Here is a 19,722-nt window from a genome sequence, read left to right as displayed (position 1 = left end):
GCAACCGTCACGGCGTCTGGATCCTTCCCACGACGGTGACGGAGTCGGTGGGCAGGCCGCCGGTCGAGGAGCTGAGGTCCACGCCGGCGGGCCTGGGCCGGTAGCCGGTCAGGCCGTCGAGGCCGATGGTGACGTCGCTGGCCACGAGCCGGGGCGCGCCCCTGGTCCGCAGCTCGAACTCCACCCCGTCGCCGGGCGGCGCGAAAAACTGCGCCTCGAACGGCCAGGCCGCCCCCGGGCGCGGCGCGCTCTCCGGCTCGGGGAACGGCACGCCGGGCCGCCCTGCCACCCGGATGACGCCCGCGGTGGCGGGCCGGTCGGCGTGCAGGTTGACCTGGTAGGCCGAGCGCTGGGAGCGTACGCGGACCCGGGTGATGGTGTCGGCGCCCTCCTGCCGCCGGCTCAGCACGCTCACCTCGGGCGCGGGCAGTTTCGCCGCCTCGGCCGTGCCCGCGTGGGCGGGGCGCATGCCGTACGGCAGGGGCACCTTCCACTCCCCGGGCGCCTGGGGGGTGAGGGCGGCGGCCCAGGGGTGCGGACGGTCGTCGGCGGTGATCCAGCTCGCGGCGCCGGTGGCGGTGTCGAGCACGTAGGCCAGATGAGCGGCCTGCGGGTATCGCTCGTCGAAGCGGTCGTGGATCAGCCCGCCCCCGATCAGCACGAACACCAGCGCCGTGGCGGTCAGCGGGCCCAGCGCCACACGCAGCCGCCCCCGCGGACCACGTGTGGCGGGCGTGACCTCAGCCAGCAGCGGAAGCGCGGAGTAGGCGGCCAGCACGAGCAGGACCACCGCCACCGCGGCCAGCGCCAGGCCGAAGGCCGCGAACGTGCGCGCCCCGACGGTCAGCAGCACGACGCCCGCGGCGGCGGCCACGGCCCGCACGGCCAGGGCGGCGTGCGGCCGGGCCGGCTCCAGCAGGAGCGCGGCGATCCCGGCGAGCCCGCCGGCCAGCGCGGGGATGGCGCCGTAGTAGGACATGCCGGGCATCACGCCGGCGAGCGCGGCGCCCGCGACCGCCAGCCAGGCCAGCGAGCCCACGGTGAGCGCCGCCGTGCCGAGCCATCGCCGCAGCAGCGCGTACCAGCCCCAGACCAGGGCCACGGCCATCGCGATGAGCGCCAGCCGGTACAGATCCGGCCGGTACGGCTCGCCGAACACCATCCCCGCGTACCCGGGCTGGATCATGGTCAGCAGTTGCCACACGCGGTCGCCCAGGAGGTAGGCCAGGGCGACGGGCGCCGCTCCGGCCAGCGTGGCCAGGCCCATCTTGGGCAGGGTGGCGGCCCGCCGTACCCGGGCCAGGACGGCGAGGCCGAGCACGGCCAGGACGCCCAGCGCCGCGAGCGGCGCGACGAACCCGCCGGGGTAGGCGAAGACGACGCCGAAGGCGGAGAAGAAGGCGGCGTCACTGGGCACGCGCTGGGCGGGCAGGTCGGCGGCGAGCGCGGCGCGGGTCAGGGCGAGGCCGTTGTCGCCGTGCATCTGCAGCACGGCGGGGTCGAAGTTCTCGACCGTGTCGCGCGGGTGGTGGTAGTAGGCGCGGCCGCCGGCGGTGCCGAGGTCGACGCCGATGAAGCCGTGTTCCTCCAGCGTGGTCAGGTCGGAGTGGAAGCCGGTCTGCCGGTAGATGCCGATGAGGGCGGACTCCCCCACCGGGTGCGGCATCGAGGACAGGGCGTGCACGAGGCCGGTGCCGCCGGGGGTGACGTTGTAGACGGCGGAGGGCGCGCTGTTGCCGGGTCCCTCCAGGTTGACGACCACGCCGCCGTCCTTGGCGAGCGGGTGGTGGGCGGCGAAGGCCTCGGCGCCGATGAGGCCGGGCTCCTCGCCGTCGCTGAGCAGGATGACCAGGTCGTTGCGCGGCTGCTGCCCGGAGGACGTGAGCGCGCGGACGATCTCCAGGATGGCGGCGACGGAGGCTTTGTCGTCGCTGGTGCCGGGGGTCGTGGTGGTGGAGTCGTAGTGGGCGGCGAGCACGACCCTGCCGGTGGAGGCGCTGCCGGGGATGACGGCCACGACGTTCTCGGCCAGGCCGGAGGTGATCTCCGAACCGAACGAGCGGGCCCCCACCCCGGTCTGGACCTCGGGCTTCAGGCCGAGCGCGGTCAGCTGGGCGAGCAGGTAGTCGCGGATGCGGTCGCCGCCGGGCGAGCCGATCGGCGTGGGACCGCCGGTGGCGATCTTCTCCAGGTGCGGCCAGGCGCGGGCGGCGCTGAACTCCCCGGCCGGAGCGCCGGTGCCCGCCACCGCGGGCGGGCGTTCGAACAGCCAGGCGGCGCAGGCCACGGCCACGACGGCCACTAAGGCGACGGCTCCGGCGAGCGTGCGCCGGGATGCGCGCACCGGCGCGACGCCGGTTCTCTCAAGCGTGTGCATGGGTACACAATGACTTGTGCACAACAGATTGTGCAAGCTGGACTGTGCACAGGGCAGCGCGAAAACGCAGATGAGGACGGGAAACAATGCACAGAAATCAGGTAGGTTGACGCCCATGGCCGATCATGAGGTACGCACGCTGACCGACCTCGAAGCGCTGCGGACGCTCGCCCACCCCCGCCGCCAGCGCATCCTGGATCACCTCAGCGCCCACGGCCCCGCCACCTCCGCCGACCTGGCCCGCGATCTCGACCTCAACACCGGCGCCACCAGCTACCACCTGCGCGAGCTGGCCAAGCACGGCTTCGTCGAGGAGGTGCCGGAGAAGGCGCGCGGACGCGAGCGCTGGTGGCGCCACGTCCGCGCCGACCTTCGTTTCCCCCGCCGCAGCGAACAGGACGAGCAGACCCGCGCGGTCATGGACGAGCTCCAGGCCCGCGCCTATAGTGAGGACATCGCCGCGTTCCGCCACGCTCTGGCCACGTCGGAGCCGGGCGGCTGGGGTGACGCCTTCCCCTTCTCCCGCGGCACGATCACGGTCACGTTGACGCAGCTCGCGGAGTTCTTCGAGGAGTACGTGGCGCTGGTCATGCGCTACGGCGACAGCGCCGAACACTCCCCCGAGGCCCGCCGCGTCCACACCCGTTTCCTTGCGTTCCCGGACATCGCCGACTAGGGTCACCTGTCTATGTCCAGCCCCGAGTCCGACAGACGCTGACCACCGGCGCTCCGGTGGTCGGCCTCCGCATGCCCGCGCGGCGTGCGCGGATGGCGTGACCGGGACCGCCGTTATGGTCCTGTCCGTCTCTCACTCGGGAGTCTCACTGCCATGCCTGTGGCGGTCTTCATCCTCGGCCTCGCCGTCTTCGCCCAGGGCACCTCGGAGTTCATGCTCTCCGGGCTGCTGCCCGACATCTCCGCCGACCTCGGCGTGTCCCTGTCCCAGGCCGGTCTGCTGACCTCGGCCTTCGCCATCGGAATGGTGGTCGGCGCACCCGTCCTGGCCGCCGCCACCCTGCACTGGCCGCGGCGGCGCTCGCTGGTGCTGTTCCTGTCCGTCTTCGCCGCCGCCCACGTGGTGTCGGCCCTCACCCCCGACTACGCCGTACTCCTCGCGGCCCGCGTCGTCTCGGCGCTGGCCAACGCCGGGTTCTGGGCCGTGGCCGCCGCCGCGGCGGTCGCCATGGTGCCGGTCCGGGCCAGGGCGCGGGCCCTGGCCATCGTCGTGGGCGGCGTGACCGTCGCCTGCGTCGCGGGGGTCCCGGCGGGCGCGGTGCTCGGTCAGCTGTGGGGGTGGCGCTCGGCCTTCTGGGCCGTCGCCGTCCTGTCGGCCCTGTCCGCGGTGGCCATCCTGCGCGCCCTGCCCTCCGGTACGGCCCGCCGTACCGCGTCCACGGGCCCTTCCCGGCCGGAAGGCTCTTCCCGGCCAGAAGGCTCTTCCGCGGCAGGGGGCGCCTCCCCGGCGGGAGGTGCCGCTGTCGCGGACGGTGGTGGCGAGGTGCGGACCGGGGTGCGCGCCGAGCTGCGGGCGCTGGCCGATCGGCGGGTCGTGGTCACCTACCTGCTGAACGCGCTCGTCCAGGGCGCCACCTTCTGCGCCTTCACCTTCCTCGCGCCCATGGTCACCGAGGTGGCCGGGCTCGGCGAGGGGTGGGTGCCCGGCATGCTGGTGCTGTTCGGCGCGGGGGCGTTCCTGGGCATCACGATCGGCGGACGGCTGGGTGACGCGCAGCCCATGCGTGTCCTCGGCTTCGGCATGACCGCGCTGACCGCCGGATGGGCGGTGCTCGCCCTGGCCGGGGGCAACCCGGTGGTGCTGGTCACGCTGGTGTTCGCGCAGGGGCTGCTGGCCTTCGGGCTGGCACCGGCCCTGACCTCGCGCGCCTACCAGCTCGCGGCCGGGGCGCCCACCCTGGCGGGGGCGTTCGCCACGGCCGCGTTCAACGTGGGGGCCGCCGCCGGTCCCGGGCTCGGCGGGCTGGCCCTCGACGCCGGGTTCGGCTTCCGCGCCCCGATGTGGGTGAGCGCGGGCCTGATGGTGCCCACGCTGGCCGTGCTGGCGTGGGCGGTCCTGCTGGATCGGCGGACCGCCCACGCGCCGGTCAGCCGAGTGTGATCCGGTCCAGGTTCGGCCCTCCGGTGGCGGTGGTGGACAGCAGGCGGACGGTGTTGGCCCCCGCCTGAAGGTCGGCGGTCACCGTCGTCTCCACCCAGGTGGTCCACGCGCCGGTGGGGTCGAAGGGCTTCTCGTCGGCGGCGAGCACGCCGTTGACGAGGACGTCCATCGGCCTGCCCGCGGTGGTCCCGTTGGCGAAGCGGATCGTGAGCGGCCGCGGCCCGGCGGTCGCGGCGCTCACGGTGAACTCCACGTAGGAGCCGGCGAGGTTGTCGAGGTTGACGAAGCCGGTGCCGGTGAAGCCGGCGTGGTTGGACTCGACCACCCCTTGGGAGATGGCCGCGCTCTCCGCTTGATACTCCGAGCTCGGCGCCGTCGGGGCCGGCACGTCCAGGTGGTCGATGTTCGGGCCGCCGTTCGCGGTGGTGGCGACCAGCTTGATCGTGTTGGCCCCGGCGTTGAGCTCGGCGGTGATCGGCGCGTTGACCCACGTGGACCAGGCGCCGGTGCCGGGGAAGTCGCGGGTGACGGGGGCGCCGCCGTTCACGGAGATGCTCATCGGGCGGTTGACGGCGGTGCCGTTGGCGAAGCGCAGGGTGAGCGTCGCGGTGCCGGCACGGGCGGCGTTGGCGGTGAACTCGATGCCGCTGCCGGTGACGTTGTCGAAGTTGACGAAGCCGGTGCCGGAGTATCCGGCGTGGTTGGACTCCACGAGACCCTGGGTGATCACGGCCTGCTCGGCCTCCAGGCGGGTGACGGTGCCGGAGGTGGGCCTGGCCCTGATCAGGCGGGTCTCGCCGGGGCGCAGGGTGGCGCTGTAGGAGGAGGAGACGGTGCCCTCCGCGGCGCCGGACCACAGGTTCGTCACCTCGGCGGCGCCGGAGAAGCCGACCTGCGACCAGTTCACGCTGACCGTTGAGTTGCCCGAGGTTCCGGTGTTGAACAGGGCCACGATGTAGTCGCCGTTCGACTCCCGTTTACGCCAGACCTGGTTGACGCCGCTGTTCACAATGCGATCGGCGGCGACGCCGTCCTGGTTGACCGCGATGAGCCGCTCGTTGGCGAGCATGGCCAGGTCGGTCGAGGTGAGCGCGGTCAGGTCGCTGCCCAGCAGCAGCGGCGAGGCGGCCATCGCCCACAACGTCAGGTGGGAACGCCGCTGGTCGGCGTTGATGCCCATCTGGTCGCCGTTGCCGATCTGCAGGGAGTCGAGGTCGTTCCAGCCGCCGGGCGCGGCGTACTGCTGCCACGCGGCGGCGGAGGCGAAGCGGCTGGTGATCTTGGCCCAGGTGGTGAGCGGGTAGCCGGAGCCGTTCGGGCCGGGGCCGCAGTAGCACTCGACGTCGCCCTGCGTACGCCAGCTGTTGGCCAGCCGCTTCCAGGTGGTGGCCTGGGCGATGGGCAGGTTGTTGGACAGGGCGAAGTTGATCGGCCTGCCGGTCTGCCGCAGCGCCTTGTCCCAGCCCTCGACGTCGGCGATCGTCGTGGCGTCCACGCCGTCGATCTTGAGGTAGTCCACGCCCCACGAGGCCATCTGGTTGGCCCAGGAGTTGATGAACGCCTGCGCGCCCGGATGCGACCACTTCAGCCGGTACATGTTCTTGCAGTTGTAGTTCTTGTGCATGCTCGCGCCGGTGTCGGCGATGTCGGCGGCGCGGTAGCTCGTACCCTCGACCGGGGTGTTGCGGGTGACGGCGTTCTTGGCGATGCCGGGCGTGACGTAGAAGCCGAACTTCAGCCCCTTGGAGTGCACGTAGTCGGCCAGCGCCTTGATCCCGGAGGGGAACTTGGCGGCGTCCACCTGCCAGCGGCCGAAGCCGTCGACCAGGAAGCCGTTGGCGTCGCACTTCTGGTAGAAGTCGTCGAGGTTGATGTAGACGTAGCCCTTGGCCGGCAGGCCGCTGCTGACCATGGCGTCGGTCTGGGCCTTCATCTTGGCCTCGTCCGGCCAGCGGCGTACGAAGCTCCAGCTGCTCCAGCCCATCGCGGGCCGGATCGACAGCCCGTTGTCGGAGGCGCTCGCGGACGGCGAGGAGGAGATCGCCAGGCCGGTGGCGGCCAGCAGCACGGCCACGGCGGCCGCGCGCAGTCTTGTCGGATTCAACGCGTTCTCCTTCAGCCGAGGCTGATCCGGTCGAGGTTCGGCCCGCCGCCCGCGGTGGTGGCGGTGGCCCTGATCGTGTTGGCGCCCGCGTTCAGCTGGACGGTGAGCGTCCGCGTCGTCCAGGTGGTCCAGGCGCCGGTCGGGTCGAAGGCCAGCTCGTCGGCGGCCTGCGCGCCGTTGACCGTGATGTCCATCGGGCGGCCCGCCGTGGTGCCGTTGGCATAGCGCAGCGTGAGCGTCACCGGGCCCGCGCTCGCCGCGTTCGCGGTGAACTCCACGTAGGAGCCCACCAGGTTGTCGTAGTTGACGAACCCGGCGCCGGTGAAGCCCGCGTGGTTGGACTCCACCGCGCCCTGCGAGATCGTCGCGTCCTCCGCCTGGTGGTCGGTCGGTGAGGGTCCGCTGGCCGCCTCGACGTCGAGGTAGTCCAGGTTCGGCCCGCCGCCCGCGGTGGTGGCGGTGGCCCTGATCGTGTTGGACCCGGCGTTCAGCGGCACCGTGAGCGTGCGGGCCGTCCAGTTCGTCCAGGCGCCGGTCGGGTCGAAGGCGAACTCGTCGGCGGCCTGCGTCCCGTTGACCGTGATGTCCATCGGGCGGCCGGAGGTGGTGCCGTTGGCGAAGCCGAACGTCAGCGTGGCGTTCCCGGCCCGCGCGGCGTTGACCGTCCACTCCACGTAGGGCCCGGCGAGGTTGTCGCCGTTGACGAAGCCGGTGCCGGAGTATCCGGCGTGGTTGTTCTCCACCGCGCCCTGCGAGATCGTCGCGTTCTCCGCCTCGTAGCGGTTCTCCGGCGGCTCGGCGCCGCCGCCGGGGTAGGCGCCGCCGATCCACGCCTCGTCCACGCGCAGCCGGGCGATGCCGTGGCTGCCGGTCTTCTCCAGGCGTACGTGCCGGGCGGTCGTGGGCGGGATGTCGATGAACTGGACGCCGCGATGGTTGGGCAGGTTGCCGGTCTTGACCGGGCTGCCCCAGTTGGTGCCGTCGTTGCTGACGTAGACGCGGTAGCCGTTGATCCGCGCGGAGTTCGCGGCCGGGTACGTCGTGGAGTCCTCGCGCTGGTTGATCCCGATGTAGCGGACCGGACGCTGCGAACCCAGGTCGAAGCGGAGCGACACCGTGCCCGCCGAGGTGGCGTCCCAGTACGTCAGGTAGTCGCCGTCACCGGCGTCGGCGGCCGGATGGCCACCGGCCGAGGCGGAGGCCGACAGGGTGACGCCGGTGTGAATGCCCTCCCGGCCGGCGGAGACGACCTTGAAGACCGTGTCGTACGGGTCCCAGCCGGACACGCCGCTCAGCGTGAGCGTCCCGTTGGCCTGCGTGAAGCTCACCGGCGCGCCGGTGCGCAGGTTCACCACCGAGCTGATCTTGTATCCGTTGTCGCGCAAGGACAGCGTGCTGCCCGACGGCCGGTTGATCACGTGGATGTAGTGCAGGTTCGGGTTGGTCTTGCTGATCGTGGTCACGCCGTGCGCGCCGTTGTTCCAGAAGCCCGGGTCGAGCCCGCCGTACATGTAGCCGCCGCCCTCGGTCCCGGACAGCGACTCCCAGATCGCCTCCAGGTAGGTATGGGCGAAGTTGTTGAAGCTCTCCTGGGCCGGTGGCATGCGCCCGGCCTTCATCGGCGTCTCGGCCATGAGCGCCTTGACCGAGGATCCGGCGTTGGTGATCAGGCGGCCGAGCGTCAGCTTGTAGTCGACGGCCTGGTCGGAGCCGCCGTACCACCACGGGCCGCTGGTCGGCAGCTTGAAGTCGGCCTCGATGAGGCGCGGCGCCGCCGTGTAGACCGCCTGCGGATAGTCGTAGTTCGGCGTCATGCCGGTCTTCTGCTCGTTGCTGATCATGTCCATGATCGGCGTGTCTTCGTTGTTGTTCGACAGCGTCATGTCGGGCCGCTCGCGCCGGATGCGCTCGTAGAGGCCGTTGCGCTCCCAGTAGGCGTTGTCGTTGTCGATCCAGAACCCGGCCAGCTTCGGGTAGCGGGTGAGCTGCTCGACGAACTGGTCGTAGCTGAACTCGCCGAAGCCGTCGCGTGTGTGCAGGTCCACGTTGCGGCCCTTGTAGCTGGAGTAGGCCGCGGAGTTCAGCCACGACTGGCCGGAGCCGAGCCCCTCGTTCCACCACTGCGGGTCGTCGGTCATGTAGTGGATGACCTTCACGCCCTGCGCGTCGGCGGCGTCGATGAGCTCACCGAGCAGGTCTCTGCTGGTACGGCAGGAGCCGGGCACGGCACTCGGGTACGGCCGCGCGTACCCCAGCCGCGAGTGGAAGGTCGCCAGCACGATGTACTGCGTGTGCAGCTTCTTGGCCTCCTGGACCCAATAGTCCGGGTTCCAGCCGCCGCCGGTGACGGCCGCCTCCCAGGCGCCGCAGCTCGTGTGCTGGGGCGAGGTGCGCATGCCCCAGTGCAGGAACAGCCCGCCGACGGACGAGCGCAGGAACGCCTGGCGCGGGTGCTGAAGCTCGGCCCGCGCCGGTACGGCGACCAGCATGCCGAGGATGAGCGTGAGGACGGCCAGTAAGGCCGCACGCGGGGCTCGGGACATTCGCGCTCCTCTACGGGCCGGTCACGGCGAGGTGGTCGAGGTTGGGTCCGCCGTTGGCGGTGGTGGAGGTGGCTCTGACGGTGTTCGCACCGGCGTTGAGCTGCGCGCTCAGCGTGGCGTTGGTCCAGGTGGTCCAGGCGCCGGTGCCGGGGAAGTTCACGGTGACGGGCGCGCCGCCGTTCACCGAGACGGCCATCGGCCGGTTGACGGTGGTGCCGTTGGCGTGCCGGAAGGCCAGCGTCGCGGCGCCCGCCTGGGCGGCGGTGACCGTCCACTCCACGTAGGGCCCGGCGGCGTTGTCACCGTTGACGAAGCCGGTGCCGGTGAACCCGGCGTGGTTGGACTCCACGACGCCCTGCGCGATCGTCGCCTCCTCCGCCTCATACCGTGAGCCGGTCGGGGGCGGGCCGTCGGACGGGGTGAAGGACGGGTCGCTGGAGATCGCCACCCGGTCCAGGCGGGCGCCGTCCTCGCGGTAGGCGAAGGTGACGGTGTGGGTGCCCGCGTTCAGGTCGTAGGTGACGGGGAGCTGGGCCCAGTGCCAGGAGGCGCCGAGCGGGACGGTGTTCCAGTTGGTCCACGCGCCGCCGTCCGCGCGCACCCAGAACGAGTCGTCGCCGGTCGTGGGGGCGATGACGCGGGCCCAGACCTTGAAGGACCCGGGATCGGGTACGGCGAAGCCGAGCGTGGCGTGACCGGTCGGCGGCGCCGCCGACTGGCTGTTGTTGCCCGGCGCGACGGTGACGTAGGAGCCGCCGGAGGCGGCCGGGTCCTGCTGGATCTGCATGGGGGCGGTGATGGTGGCCGCCTCGGCCTCGCCGTACAGGCTGACGGGGTTGCCGGGGACGGGGGTGGAGTTCGTCGCGCGCACCCGCAGCGCGCCGCCCGCGGTGTTGGCGCCGGTGACGGAGTAGCCGTTGATGCCGCTGACGCCGACGTCGTAGGCGCTGCCGGTGCCGCGCTGGGCGATGACGTCGAGGCGGATGCCGGAGCCGTCGTCGATGATGAAGGCGGGGCGGTTGTCGTTCTGGTCGAGGCGCATCTCGCCCTTGACCGTCAGGCCCTGGACGTGACGGGCCCAGATGCCGAACGCGGGGCGGGTGCCGTAGTCGCGGGGCGGGTAGCTGGTCAGAAACTCGCCGGGCACACGATTGGCGTCGGAGGCGGGGTGGCCGCCGGGGACGGTCAGCTTGACGCCGTCGAGCATGATGCCGGGGCCGATGTCGACGGCGGGCGTGCCGGTGATGGTGCTGGTCAGCTCGGGTCCGCCGGTGGTGCCCGAGGGCTCGGGGGCGGTGAGCTCGTGGCCGGTCACGTTGGTCAGGTGGATGTTCCTGATCCGGCCGGCGGGCGGCGAGCCCGGACAGCGCTTGCGCTCGCCGATCTTCATGAAGATCGGGGTGGTGGTCTTGGTCAGCGAGATGTTGGTGTAGTGGACGTCCTCGATGATCGCGCCGTCCATCGAGACCATGCCGATGCCGGCCTTGCCCGCGCCGAGCACGGTGATGTTGTCGAAGCGGATGTCGCGGAAGTTGCCGCAGGTCTCCGAGCCGAACTGCATCGCGTTGTTCTCGTGGGAGTAGATCGTGGTGTCGCGCACGCGGACGTTCTGGCTGGTGTAGGTGTGGCCGAGGGCGAAGTCGCTCTTCAGTGCCACCGCGTCGTCACTGGCCTCGATCCGGCTGTTCTGCAGGACGACGTTCCAGCTGTTGATCAGGTTGATGCCGTCGCGCACGCCGTTCTCGGCGTAGACGGTCTTGAGGTTGTCGATGAGGACGTCGTGGCAGCCGTTGAGCAACGCCATGAAGTGGCCGCCGCGGCGGATGGTGATGCCGGTGATGCTGACGTTCGCGCACTCGGTCAGCGCGATGGCCTTGTTGCCCGCGCCGGAGGGCGGCGAGTTGCTGGTGGACAGGTTGCCGTCGCCGTCGATCGAGCCGGCGCCGGCGAAGTGCACGTTGCTGACGCCCCGGCCGACGAACAGGGAGTTGTTGAAGTGGCTGTGGCCGAAGTCCTGGTAGTCGTCGAAGGCGTTGGGCTCGGGGGCGTCCATGCCGCTGCTCGCCGCGCGTACGGTCGCGCCGGAGTCGAGGCGGATCGTCACGTTGCTCTTCAGGTGGATGGTGCGGGCGCGGTAGTTGCCCGAGGGGAAGACGACGATGCCGCCGGGGGCGGCACTGGCGGCGTTGATGGCGCGGTCGATGGCGTCGTCGTCGTTGGTGCTGCCGTTGCCGGTGGCGCCGTAGTCGCGCACGTTGAACTCGGCGGCGGCGGTGGTGGCGCTCGCGGGGGCGGCGGTGAGGGGGAAGGCCAGGAGGGCGAGGACCAGCGGCCAGGCGGCGCGTCTCATTGCTGCACCTCTCATTGCTGCACCTCGATGTAGTCCAGGTTGGGGTTGCCGTTGGCGGTGTTCGCGGTGATCCGGACCGTGTTGGCCCCGGCGTTCAGCGTGATCGGCAGGGTGATCGTGGCCCAGGTGGTCCAGGCGCCCGTGCCGTTGAACGACTGACCGGCCACCACCGCGGCGCCGTTGACCGCGATGGCCGCGGCCCGGTTGGCCGTTGTGCCGTTCGCGTAACGCACCCGCAACGTCGCCGGGCCCGCGTTCCCGGTGACCGTCCACTCGGTGTAGCTGCCCGCCACGTTGTCACCGTTGACGAACCCCGTACCCGAATGGCCCGCGTGGTTCGACTCCACCACGCCCTGCGAGATCGCCGCGTTCTCCGCCTCGTAGCGGGTGCCGGTGGGCGGGTTGGTGGTGGAGATGTCGCGGCCGTTGTGGAAGACGTTGATCAGCTGGAGGTTGTCGACATTGTTTGCGACATTTCCGGAATTGGTCATGTTGGTGAAGGTGCTGTTGGAGATCGTCACGTTCTGGATGTGCCTGGCGGAGCGGCCGTCGATGTTGAAGGCCGCCCGGCCGCCGGTGACGGTCATCGCGTCGATGGTGAAGTTGCGCACCGTGGGCGGGATGCTGCCGGACGTCTCGTAGTTCATCGTGATGTAGACCGCGTCGCGTTCGAGGTTGCGGCCGGTGATGCGGCGCAGGTGGACGTCCTCGACGAAGCCGCCCCGGTTGAAGCTGGTCTTCACGTACAGCGCGTACTTGACCGGGTAGCGGCCGGGGAAGTCGGCGGCGTTGCACTGGCAGTCCTCGGCGAAGACCTTGCGCACCCCGCCGGACATCTCGCTGCCGACGGTGATGCCGCCCCAGCGGCCGGAGAACTTGCAGTCGCGCACCACGATGTTCTGCGAGGGCCGGTTGACCCGGCGGCCGTCGCGGTCGCGGCCCGACTTGACCGGGATGCAGTCGTCGTTGGTGTTGAACCGGCAGTCGTGGATGAAGACGTCGGTGCAGGAGTCGGGGTTGCAGCCGTCACCCTGGGAGTTGGTGCTGTAGAAGGTGACGTTCCTGACGGTGACGTTCGTGCAGTAGACCGGGTGCAGCGTCCACATCGCGGGGTTGCGCAGGCTGAGGTTCTCCACCAGGACGTTCGTGCAGTTGTAGAGGCCGATCATGTTCGGGCGCAGCTTCGTGCCGGAACCGAACACCCGCTGCTCCACCGGGTGGTCGCCGGCGCCCCAGCCCCACAGCCGGTCGCGGTCGGCGCCGCCGCCGCCCCACGAGGACCACTCGCCCGCCGGGGCGTTGCCGTCGATGGTGCCGGTGCCGGTGAGCGCGATGTTGGTCCTGCCGTTGGCGTAGATGAAGGGCGAGTAGTTGTGGCACTCGATGCCCTCCCACCTGGTGAAGACCGGCGGCAGGTAGGAGCCCGGGTCGGTACGGAACCGGATCGTGCCCTGGACGTGCAGGTTCACGTTCGACAGCAGGTGGATCTTGCCGGTGCGGAACGTGCCCGCCGGAACCAGCACCCGGCCGCCGCCCGCGGCGTTGCAGGCGGCGATGGCGTTGCGGAAGGCCGCGGTGCAGTCGGTGCTGTTGTCGCCGACGGCCCCGTAGTCGGTGATGGGGAAGGTCCGGTCGGGGAAGGCGGGTGGCACGATCCTGGCCAGGATCGCGGGCACCTCGTCCCAGGGCGAGACCGCGGCCGTGCCCTCCACGACCGCGGTCCCGCCCCTCACTCCGGCGCCCGTGTCACGTGCGCGCGCCGCCGCCGCACGCTCGCTCAGGATTGCCGGGAGCGTGCCCCCGAGTACCAGGGCCCCGGCGCCGAGCGCCGCGGTGCGCAGGGCCTCGCGCCGGGACAGCGCGGCGGCGCGCAGCGCCCCGCCGGGTAACGGGCTGCTCATTGGGTCACCTCGATGTAGTCCAGGTTGGGGTTGCCGTTGGCGGTGTTGGCGGTGATCCGGACCGTGTTGGCCCCGGCGTTGAGCGTGATCGGCAGGGTGGTCGTGGCCCAGGTGGTCCAGGCTCCGGTGCCGTTGAACGACTGGCCGGCCACCACCGCGGCGCCGTTGACCGCGATGGCCGCGGCCCGGTTGGCCGTTGTGCCGTTCGCGTAACGCACCCGCAACGTCGCCGGGCCCGCGTTCCCGGTGACCGTCCACTCCGTGTAGCTGCCCGCCACGTTGTCACCGTTGACGAACCCCGTACCCGAGTGACCCGCGTGGTTCGACTCCACCACGCCCTGCGAGATCGCCGCGTTCTCCGCCTCGTAGCGGGTGGTGTTGCCACCGCCGCCCGGCACGGCCTTGTACGACTTCAGGTTCGTCAGCAGCAGATGGCAGTTCTGCAGCGAGCCCGAGGTGTCGCCCAGCGAGCGGTAGATGCCCCACTTGGGCCGCACCCGGTCGCCGAGGAAGGTGTCCACGCCGGTCCTGGTGGCGTCGACGACGGTCGTGCCGCCGCTGCTCAGCACCCAGCGCACCGCGCCGGACGACCCGTCACCGATCTTGATCTCGTAGTCGATGTCGATCCACTTGTCGTGCAGGGGCGCGAGGTCGGTCCGGCCGACCAGGATGTTCGGCTCGAAGACCTTGTGCTCGATGGTCTGTCTGCCGTCCACCCGGCGCAGCGAGGTGACGGTGATGGGCGCGGTGCCGCTGCCCGGCATCTTGGTCTGGAAGATGTGGGTGAAGGACGTGGTGGCCTTGAGCGTGGCCGGGATGAACATCGAGTACGTGACCCGCCACAACTCCCCCGACCTCCACTGCAGGTGGCCGCTCGGGGTGCGGTTGCCCGTGACCTCGTGGCGCTGGCGGTCGGTGCTGGTGTCGCGGTCGACCGTGTGCATGTTGAAGCGGAAGTTGTCGCCTTCGGGGAAGATGTGCGGCGCGGCCGACGTGTGGGAGTCGGCCCGGTCGTCCTCGATCGACTCCCAGGCGCGCATGCCGTCGCCGCGCGCGGTGGGCGACCACATCTGCTGCCAGGTCTGGCCGGGCGGAAGGAGGGTCGGCGCGGCGAAAGCGGGGCGGGCGGTCAGGAGCGGCGCCGTGGCGGCGGCGCCGAAGAGGATCGCGAGCTGGCGGCGTGACAGTTCCATGATTGCCTATCCGATAGTGATCTTGTCGAGGTTGGGACCGCCGTTGGCGGACGTGGACACGAGTTTGATCTTGGTGCCGAGCTGCGCCTGGAGAGAGAGCGTGTGCCAGGTCGTCCACGCGCCGGTCGGCGGGAAGGTGAGCGCTCCGGCCCGCACGCCGTCGACGAGCACGTCCATGGGGCGCGCGACGGCGGTGCCGTTGGCGAACCTGACGGTGATCGTCCGCGTCCCGCCGCCCGTGACGGTGAACTCGGCCGCCGAGCCCACGACGTTGTCCAGGTTGACGAAGCCGGAGCCGGTGAAGCCCGCGTGGTTCGACTCCACCGCGCCCTGCGTGATGACCGCGTCCTCGGCCTGGTAGTCGGTGCCGGAGGCGGCCACGTCGAGGTAGTCGAGATTGGGCCCGCCGCTCGCGGTGGCCGAGGTGAGCCGGACCTTCGTGCCGAGCCGGGCCGGGAGCGACACCGTCCGCCAGGTCGTCCACGCCCCGGTGGGCGGGAAGTCCAGCGACCCGGCGGCGGCGCCGTCCACGGTGACGGTCATCGGCCTGCCGCTCGTGGTGCCGTTGGCGAAGCCGATCGTGAGCGTGCTCGCGCCCGCAGCGGCGACGGTGAACTCCACGTACGAGCCCACGAGGTTGTCCAGGTTGACGAAGCCCGAGCCGGAGAACCCGGCGTGGTTCGACTCCACCACGCCCTGCGAGATCAGCGCGTTCTCGGCCTCGTGGCGGCCCGGCGGCGACGGCGTCCCCGGCAGGCCCCAGCGCGCGCCCGGCCTGGAGATCGGCGCCCGGTCGACGACCAGCGGCGGCCGCGGCCCCGTGTGCAGGAGCACCTCGCGGTCCTTGGCCAGCACGATCTGCACGGTTCCGCCGCCCAGGTCGGTGACCTGGGCCGGGGTGCCGTCGTCCAGGGTCGCGGTGGGCGGGCCGGGCAGGCCGTGGCGCAGCTTGAGCGGCTCACCGGCCAGGCTGCGTACGCGGATGAACCGGGTCGTCCCCGCCTGCCGTACCGCCGAGACCAGGAAGGCGCCCTGGGTGCGGAAGTCGTGCAGGGTCACGTCGGGCCACGCGGACGGCACGGCGGGGAAGACCCGGATCACGCCGCCCCAGCTCTGGCAGAGCATGTCGTGGATGCTCTGCGAGGCCGACAGCGGGGTCTCGATGACCGGGCCCGCCTCGGTGTAGTGGGTGTTGGCGCGGCACGGGTAGGACGTGGCCGGGTCGAAGAAGCACGTCAGGTAGCCGAGCGCGGTGTCGCCGCGGCCCATGCTCGCGTACATGGAGGCCGCGCCGGTGTAGCTGTAGCCGCGGTGCGCGCCGGTGACCGCGTGCCAGCGCGCGATCGAGCGCTCGATGAGGGTACGGCTCGCCGGCTGATCCCACGTGACCAGGTACAGCGGGTAGATCATCATCAGGTGCGAGTAGTGCCGGTGCGACTGGCTGTACGGCGTGCTCGCGCCGATCATGTACCCGTTGCCGTCCGTCGGATAGGGCGTCAGGTTCGCCAGCGTGCTCTGCCACCTGGGCTTGAGCGGGTCGTCGACGCCGAGCCTGGCCGCCGCGTCGAGCAGCGTCTGGCAGCCCCACCTGATGAGCGCGAGGTCGTAGTTGGTGTCCTTGGGCGGCACCACCGGGTACTCGGGAGACAACGTGCTGGGCAGGTGCAGCCTGCCGTCGCCCTCGGTCCGCAGGAAGTGCAGGTAGTAGTTGATCGCCCGCCTGAGCAGCGGGAACAGCGTGTCGCGCAGCAGCGTGTCGTCCATGGTGTGCCGGTAGGACAGCCACACGTTGTGCAACGCCCAGGTCAGGTCGCCGACCTCGGCGCCGCTGCCGGGCGTCCCGACGCTCCTGGTGGCGAACATGTCCGAGCTGCGCCCCACGCCGCTGGAGTCGGCGCGGTAGGCGCTCGGCACGTTGTCGACGAGCCGCTGCCGGTTCCGATCGAGGGTGGTGGTGACCGAATCGAGCTCCAGGTGGTTGGACCCGTGGATCAGCCAGTACTCGAGCTGCACGTTGAGGTTCCACCACACGCCCGGCCACGGCGTGGGCTCCAGCCACGGCCCGGTGGTCGCCATCACCGGCCCGCCGGCCCGCGTCGCGCTCGCCGTCTTGTACAGCTGGATCCAGTAGAAGGACTGCAGCCGCTCGTCGGGGAGGCTGAGGAAACTCTTGGGGTAGAAGGCGTGCCACCAGGCCTGATGCTCGCTTCTCAGGCTCTGGTACGGCCCCGCGTCCCGCACCTTGGCGAGGCAGGCGGCTTCGGCGGCGGTGTTCGACGGGAAGCTGTGGGCGACGCTGAGCAGCAGGAGGCCGCCGCTCTGCCGGTAGGCGGTGGCCGTCTGCCCGCCGCCGGCCAGCGCCTGGAGCACCTGCCTGACCTCGCCGGTGGTCCTGGTGGTCCAGGCGGGGTTGCGTACGTACCCGGAGGGCGGGGCCTCGGAGGCCTCACGCGGGCTGTCGGCCGCCTCCGGATGGAACGTCCACCGGACCTGCTCGCCCCCGGTCGCGGTGGCGTCGGCGACGAAGAGCTCGTCGTGGACGAAGGCGGTGAACGTGATCCTTCCGGCCGTCGTGGTGATGGAGCCGGTGAGCTCGGCGTCCCACAGGCTCAGGCGCCAGTCGACGGCGGTGATGGTGCCGGCCGGGTCGAGGGTGAGGTGGCCGACGGGCAGGCGGCAGGTGCCGAACCCGCTGCCGAACTGCGGCCGGTGATCCTGCACGCGGCCGTGCTGGGTGGTGAAGCGGACCTTGTTGGCGCCGGGCTCCTTGTAGACCATGCTGCCGAGCAGGCCGTCGCCCAGGAAGGGGCCTTCGTGCCAGACGGTGGGCAGGCGGGCCCAGAGCAGGTCCTGCCTTTCCAGGAAGTCCCGCCACTGTTCCGGCGTGCTCACGCGTTTGTCCAGCTCCCATGCCGCCCCGGCCCAGGCCGCGTCCAGCCCGCCCGGGAACGCCGCGACCGCCATGGACCCGAACGCCCCGCCGAGCACCACCCGCCGCGACACCCCCTGCCCGTGCCACGTCCCGGCCCCACCCCTCGGGCCCACCGGATCCTCGGGCAGGACGCCACCCGGCCCCGCCACCCCGCCACGCGGCTCCGGCACATCGGACACGCGGACCGGGTCTCCAGGAAGCGCGGGGTGCCGGCCTTCCGGTGGTTGGCCGGATGCCGGTGACGGGCCGGGTGCCGGTGGCGTGCCCGGGGTGGCCGGGTCCGGGGTGGCCGGGTCCGGTGCGCCGGCCGCCTCCTCGGGGGTCATGCGGTGACCTCCAGGTGGTCGAGGTTGGGGCCGCCGTTCGCGGTGGTGGCGGTGGCCCTGACCGTGTTGGCGCCCGCGTTGAGCTGGGCCGAGACCGTGGCGGTCTGCCAGGTGGTCCAGGCGCCGGTGCCGTTGAAGGGCTTGGCCGCGGCGATCACCGTGCCGTTGACCGCCACGTCCATGGGGCGGTTCGTGGTGGTGCCGTTGGCGAAGCGGAAGGCCAGCGTCGCCGTGCCCGCGCCCGCGGCGGTGATCGTGAACTCGACGTACGAACCCGCCACGTTGTCGTAGTTGACGAAGCCGGTGCCGGTGTGACCCGCGTGGTTGGACTCCACCACACCCCTGAAGATGGTGGCGTTCTCGGCCTCGTAGCGGGTGCCCGCGGGCGGCGTGCCGTACAGGGTGCCGTTGATTCTGACGTTGTGCAGTTGCACGTTGTCGGCGTTGCTGATCTGCGGCGCGGGCGTGTCGATGGCGGTGAACGTGGAGTTGGAGACGGTCACGTTCTTGATGCGGCTGGCCGAGGAGCCGGAGAGTTTGATCGCGAACGGGGAGTCGTCGATGTCGAGGTGCTCGACGGTGATGTTCTGGATGACCGGGTGGACGATGGGGCCGTGGCCGGGGCCGGTCAGGCTGTAGTTCATGTCGATGTAGAAGCCGCCGCGGTCGCACGGGCCGCCGGTCAGGCCGCGTACGTGCACGCCGTCGACCACGCCGCCGCGGCGGTTGTTGGTCTTGAGGTAGAGCGCGTAGAACGACTTGTAGCTGGAGCCGGGGAAGATCTGGTTGTTCTCGGCGAAGATGTTGCGCACGCCGCCGGACATCTCGCTGCCGACGGTGATCGCGCCCCAGCGGCCGTAGTACTTGTTGCCGCGGATGACGATGTTCTCCGACGGCACCCCGACACGGCGGCCGTCGATGTCGCGGCCCGACTTGATCACGGTGCCGTCGTCGCCGGTGTCGAAGGAGCAGTTCTCGATGAGCACGTCGGCGCAGCTCTCCGGGTCGACGCCGTCGACCATGGCGCCCCGGCTGTAGATCTTGACGCGCCGGACGGTGACGTTGCGCGACAGGACCGGGTGCACCGCCCACATCGCGGGGTTCCTGATGTCGAGGTCCTCGATGAGGATGTTGGCGCAGCCGTACAGCTGGATCATGTTGGGCTTGAGAAAGTGGCCGTCGCCGAACTGGCGCTGGTCGATCGGGACGCCGTCCACGGCCATCGCCTGCAGGCGCTGCCAGTCGGGGTCGCGCCGGCCGTCGAAGCCGAACCACGGGCCCGCCGCGGCGTTGCCGTCGATCGTGCCGGTGCCGGTCAGCGCGATGTTGGTCTGGTTGCGGGCGTAGATGAAGGGCGAGTAGTTGTAGCACTCGATGCCCTGCCAGCGCGTGAACACCGTCGGCAGGAAGGACGCGGCGTCGGAGCGGAAGCGGATCGTGCCGCCGGACTCCACGTGCAGGCGCACGTTCGACAGCAGGTGGATCTTGCCGGTGCGGAAGCGTCCCGTGCCGGGGACGAGCACCGTGCCGCCGCCGGCGGCGTTGCAGGCGGCGATCGCCTCGCGGAAGGCGGGGGTGCAGTCGGTGGTGTTGTCCGGCCTGGCGCCGTAGTCGGTGATGGGGAAGGTCCGGTCCGGGAAGGCCGGCGGCACGATTCTGGCCAGGATCGCGGGGACCTGGTCCCAGGGCGAGGCGAGGGCCGTACCTGATGCGGCCACCGCCGTGCGGGGCAGCAGGACCGCGCCGCCGCCCGCGATGCCCGCGGCCTTCAGAAGGTCACGTCGAGAGGGTGTCATCGAGGCTCCGCTCGGGGGTGACTCGCCCGCGGGCGCCCCGTGCGGCCCCCCCCGGCGGGGAGGGCGGGGCGATGCAATGAAGGT

At 71.3% G+C, this 19,722-nt stretch carries 10 protein-coding genes; 2 read left to right on the top strand and 8 right to left on the bottom strand.

Annotation, left to right across the window (positions count from 1 at the left end):
- Nucleotides 1-7: 7 nt before the first annotated feature.
- The gene (locus ACFWY5_RS52800; protein ID WP_379639592.1) at nt 8-2,377 is read right to left on the bottom strand and encodes a M20/M25/M40 family metallo-hydrolase; all 2,370 of its coding nucleotides are present in this window, start codon (nt 2,375-2,377) and stop codon (nt 8-10) included.
- 115 nt (nt 2,378-2,492) lie between these two features.
- On the opposite strand from ACFWY5_RS52800, the gene ACFWY5_RS52795 reads away from it, so the two are divergent.
- Together ACFWY5_RS52795 and ACFWY5_RS52790 are read left to right on the top strand one after the other, a co-directional pair.
- Complete coding sequence (locus ACFWY5_RS52795; RefSeq protein ID WP_379616935.1) at nt 2,493-3,053, top strand: ArsR/SmtB family transcription factor; 561 nt, start codon at nt 2,493-2,495, stop codon at nt 3,051-3,053.
- A gap of 153 nt (nt 3,054-3,206) precedes the next feature.
- Nucleotides 3,207-4,493, top strand: coding sequence for an MFS transporter (locus ACFWY5_RS52790; RefSeq protein WP_379639591.1), 1,287 nt, complete (start codon nt 3,207-3,209; stop codon nt 4,491-4,493).
- On the opposite strand, the gene ACFWY5_RS52785 is transcribed toward ACFWY5_RS52790, so the two are convergent.
- The 7 genes from ACFWY5_RS52785 to ACFWY5_RS52755 are packed head-to-tail and all read right to left on the bottom strand — an operon-like array spanning nt 4,480 to nt 19,638.
- Nucleotides 4,480-6,597: a CBM35 domain-containing protein gene (locus tag ACFWY5_RS52785; RefSeq protein WP_379639590.1), complete on the bottom strand. Its 2,118-nt coding sequence runs from the start codon at nt 6,595-6,597 to the stop codon at nt 4,480-4,482. The two genes, ACFWY5_RS52790 and ACFWY5_RS52785, sit on opposite strands and share 14 nt — an antisense overlap.
- Nucleotides 6,598-6,608: 11 nt before the next feature.
- The gene (locus tag ACFWY5_RS52780) at nt 6,609-9,140 is read right to left on the bottom strand and encodes a carbohydrate-binding protein (protein WP_379639589.1); all 2,532 of its coding nucleotides are present in this window, start codon (nt 9,138-9,140) and stop codon (nt 6,609-6,611) included.
- A gap of 10 nt (nt 9,141-9,150) precedes the next feature.
- On the bottom strand, nt 9,151-11,490 hold the full coding sequence (locus ACFWY5_RS52775; protein ID WP_379639588.1) for a glycosyl hydrolase family 28 protein: 2,340 nt from the start codon (nt 11,488-11,490) through the stop codon (nt 9,151-9,153).
- An 11-nt stretch (nt 11,491-11,501) separates the two neighbouring features.
- A complete protein-coding gene (locus ACFWY5_RS52770; RefSeq protein WP_379639587.1) occupies nt 11,502-13,391 on the bottom strand; it encodes a glycosyl hydrolase family 28 protein in 1,890 nt (629 codons plus the stop codon).
- Nucleotides 13,388-14,584 carry a carbohydrate-binding protein gene (locus tag ACFWY5_RS52765; protein ID WP_379639586.1) on the bottom strand — a complete coding sequence of 399 codons (1,197 nt, stop codon included), beginning with the start codon at nt 14,582-14,584 and terminating at the stop codon, nt 13,388-13,390. The genes ACFWY5_RS52770 and ACFWY5_RS52765 overlap by 4 nt, the downstream gene beginning before the upstream one ends.
- A gap of 6 nt (nt 14,585-14,590) precedes the next feature.
- Nucleotides 14,591-17,842, bottom strand: a complete 3,252-nt coding sequence (locus ACFWY5_RS52760; protein ID WP_379639585.1) for a carbohydrate-binding protein — start codon at nt 17,840-17,842, stop codon at nt 14,591-14,593.
- Nucleotides 17,839-19,638 carry a glycosyl hydrolase family 28 protein gene (locus ACFWY5_RS52755; RefSeq protein WP_379639584.1) on the bottom strand — a complete coding sequence of 600 codons (1,800 nt, stop codon included), beginning with the start codon at nt 19,636-19,638 and terminating at the stop codon, nt 17,839-17,841. Before ACFWY5_RS52755 ends, ACFWY5_RS52760 begins: the two co-directional genes overlap by 4 nt.
- Nucleotides 19,639-19,722: the final 84 nt, after the last annotated feature.

The sequence above is a fragment of the Nonomuraea sp. NPDC059007 genome, assembly GCF_042740555.1.
Classification (GTDB): domain Bacteria; phylum Actinomycetota; class Actinomycetes; order Streptosporangiales; family Streptosporangiaceae; genus Nonomuraea.
This window is presented reverse-complemented; position numbering and strand designations above follow the sequence as displayed.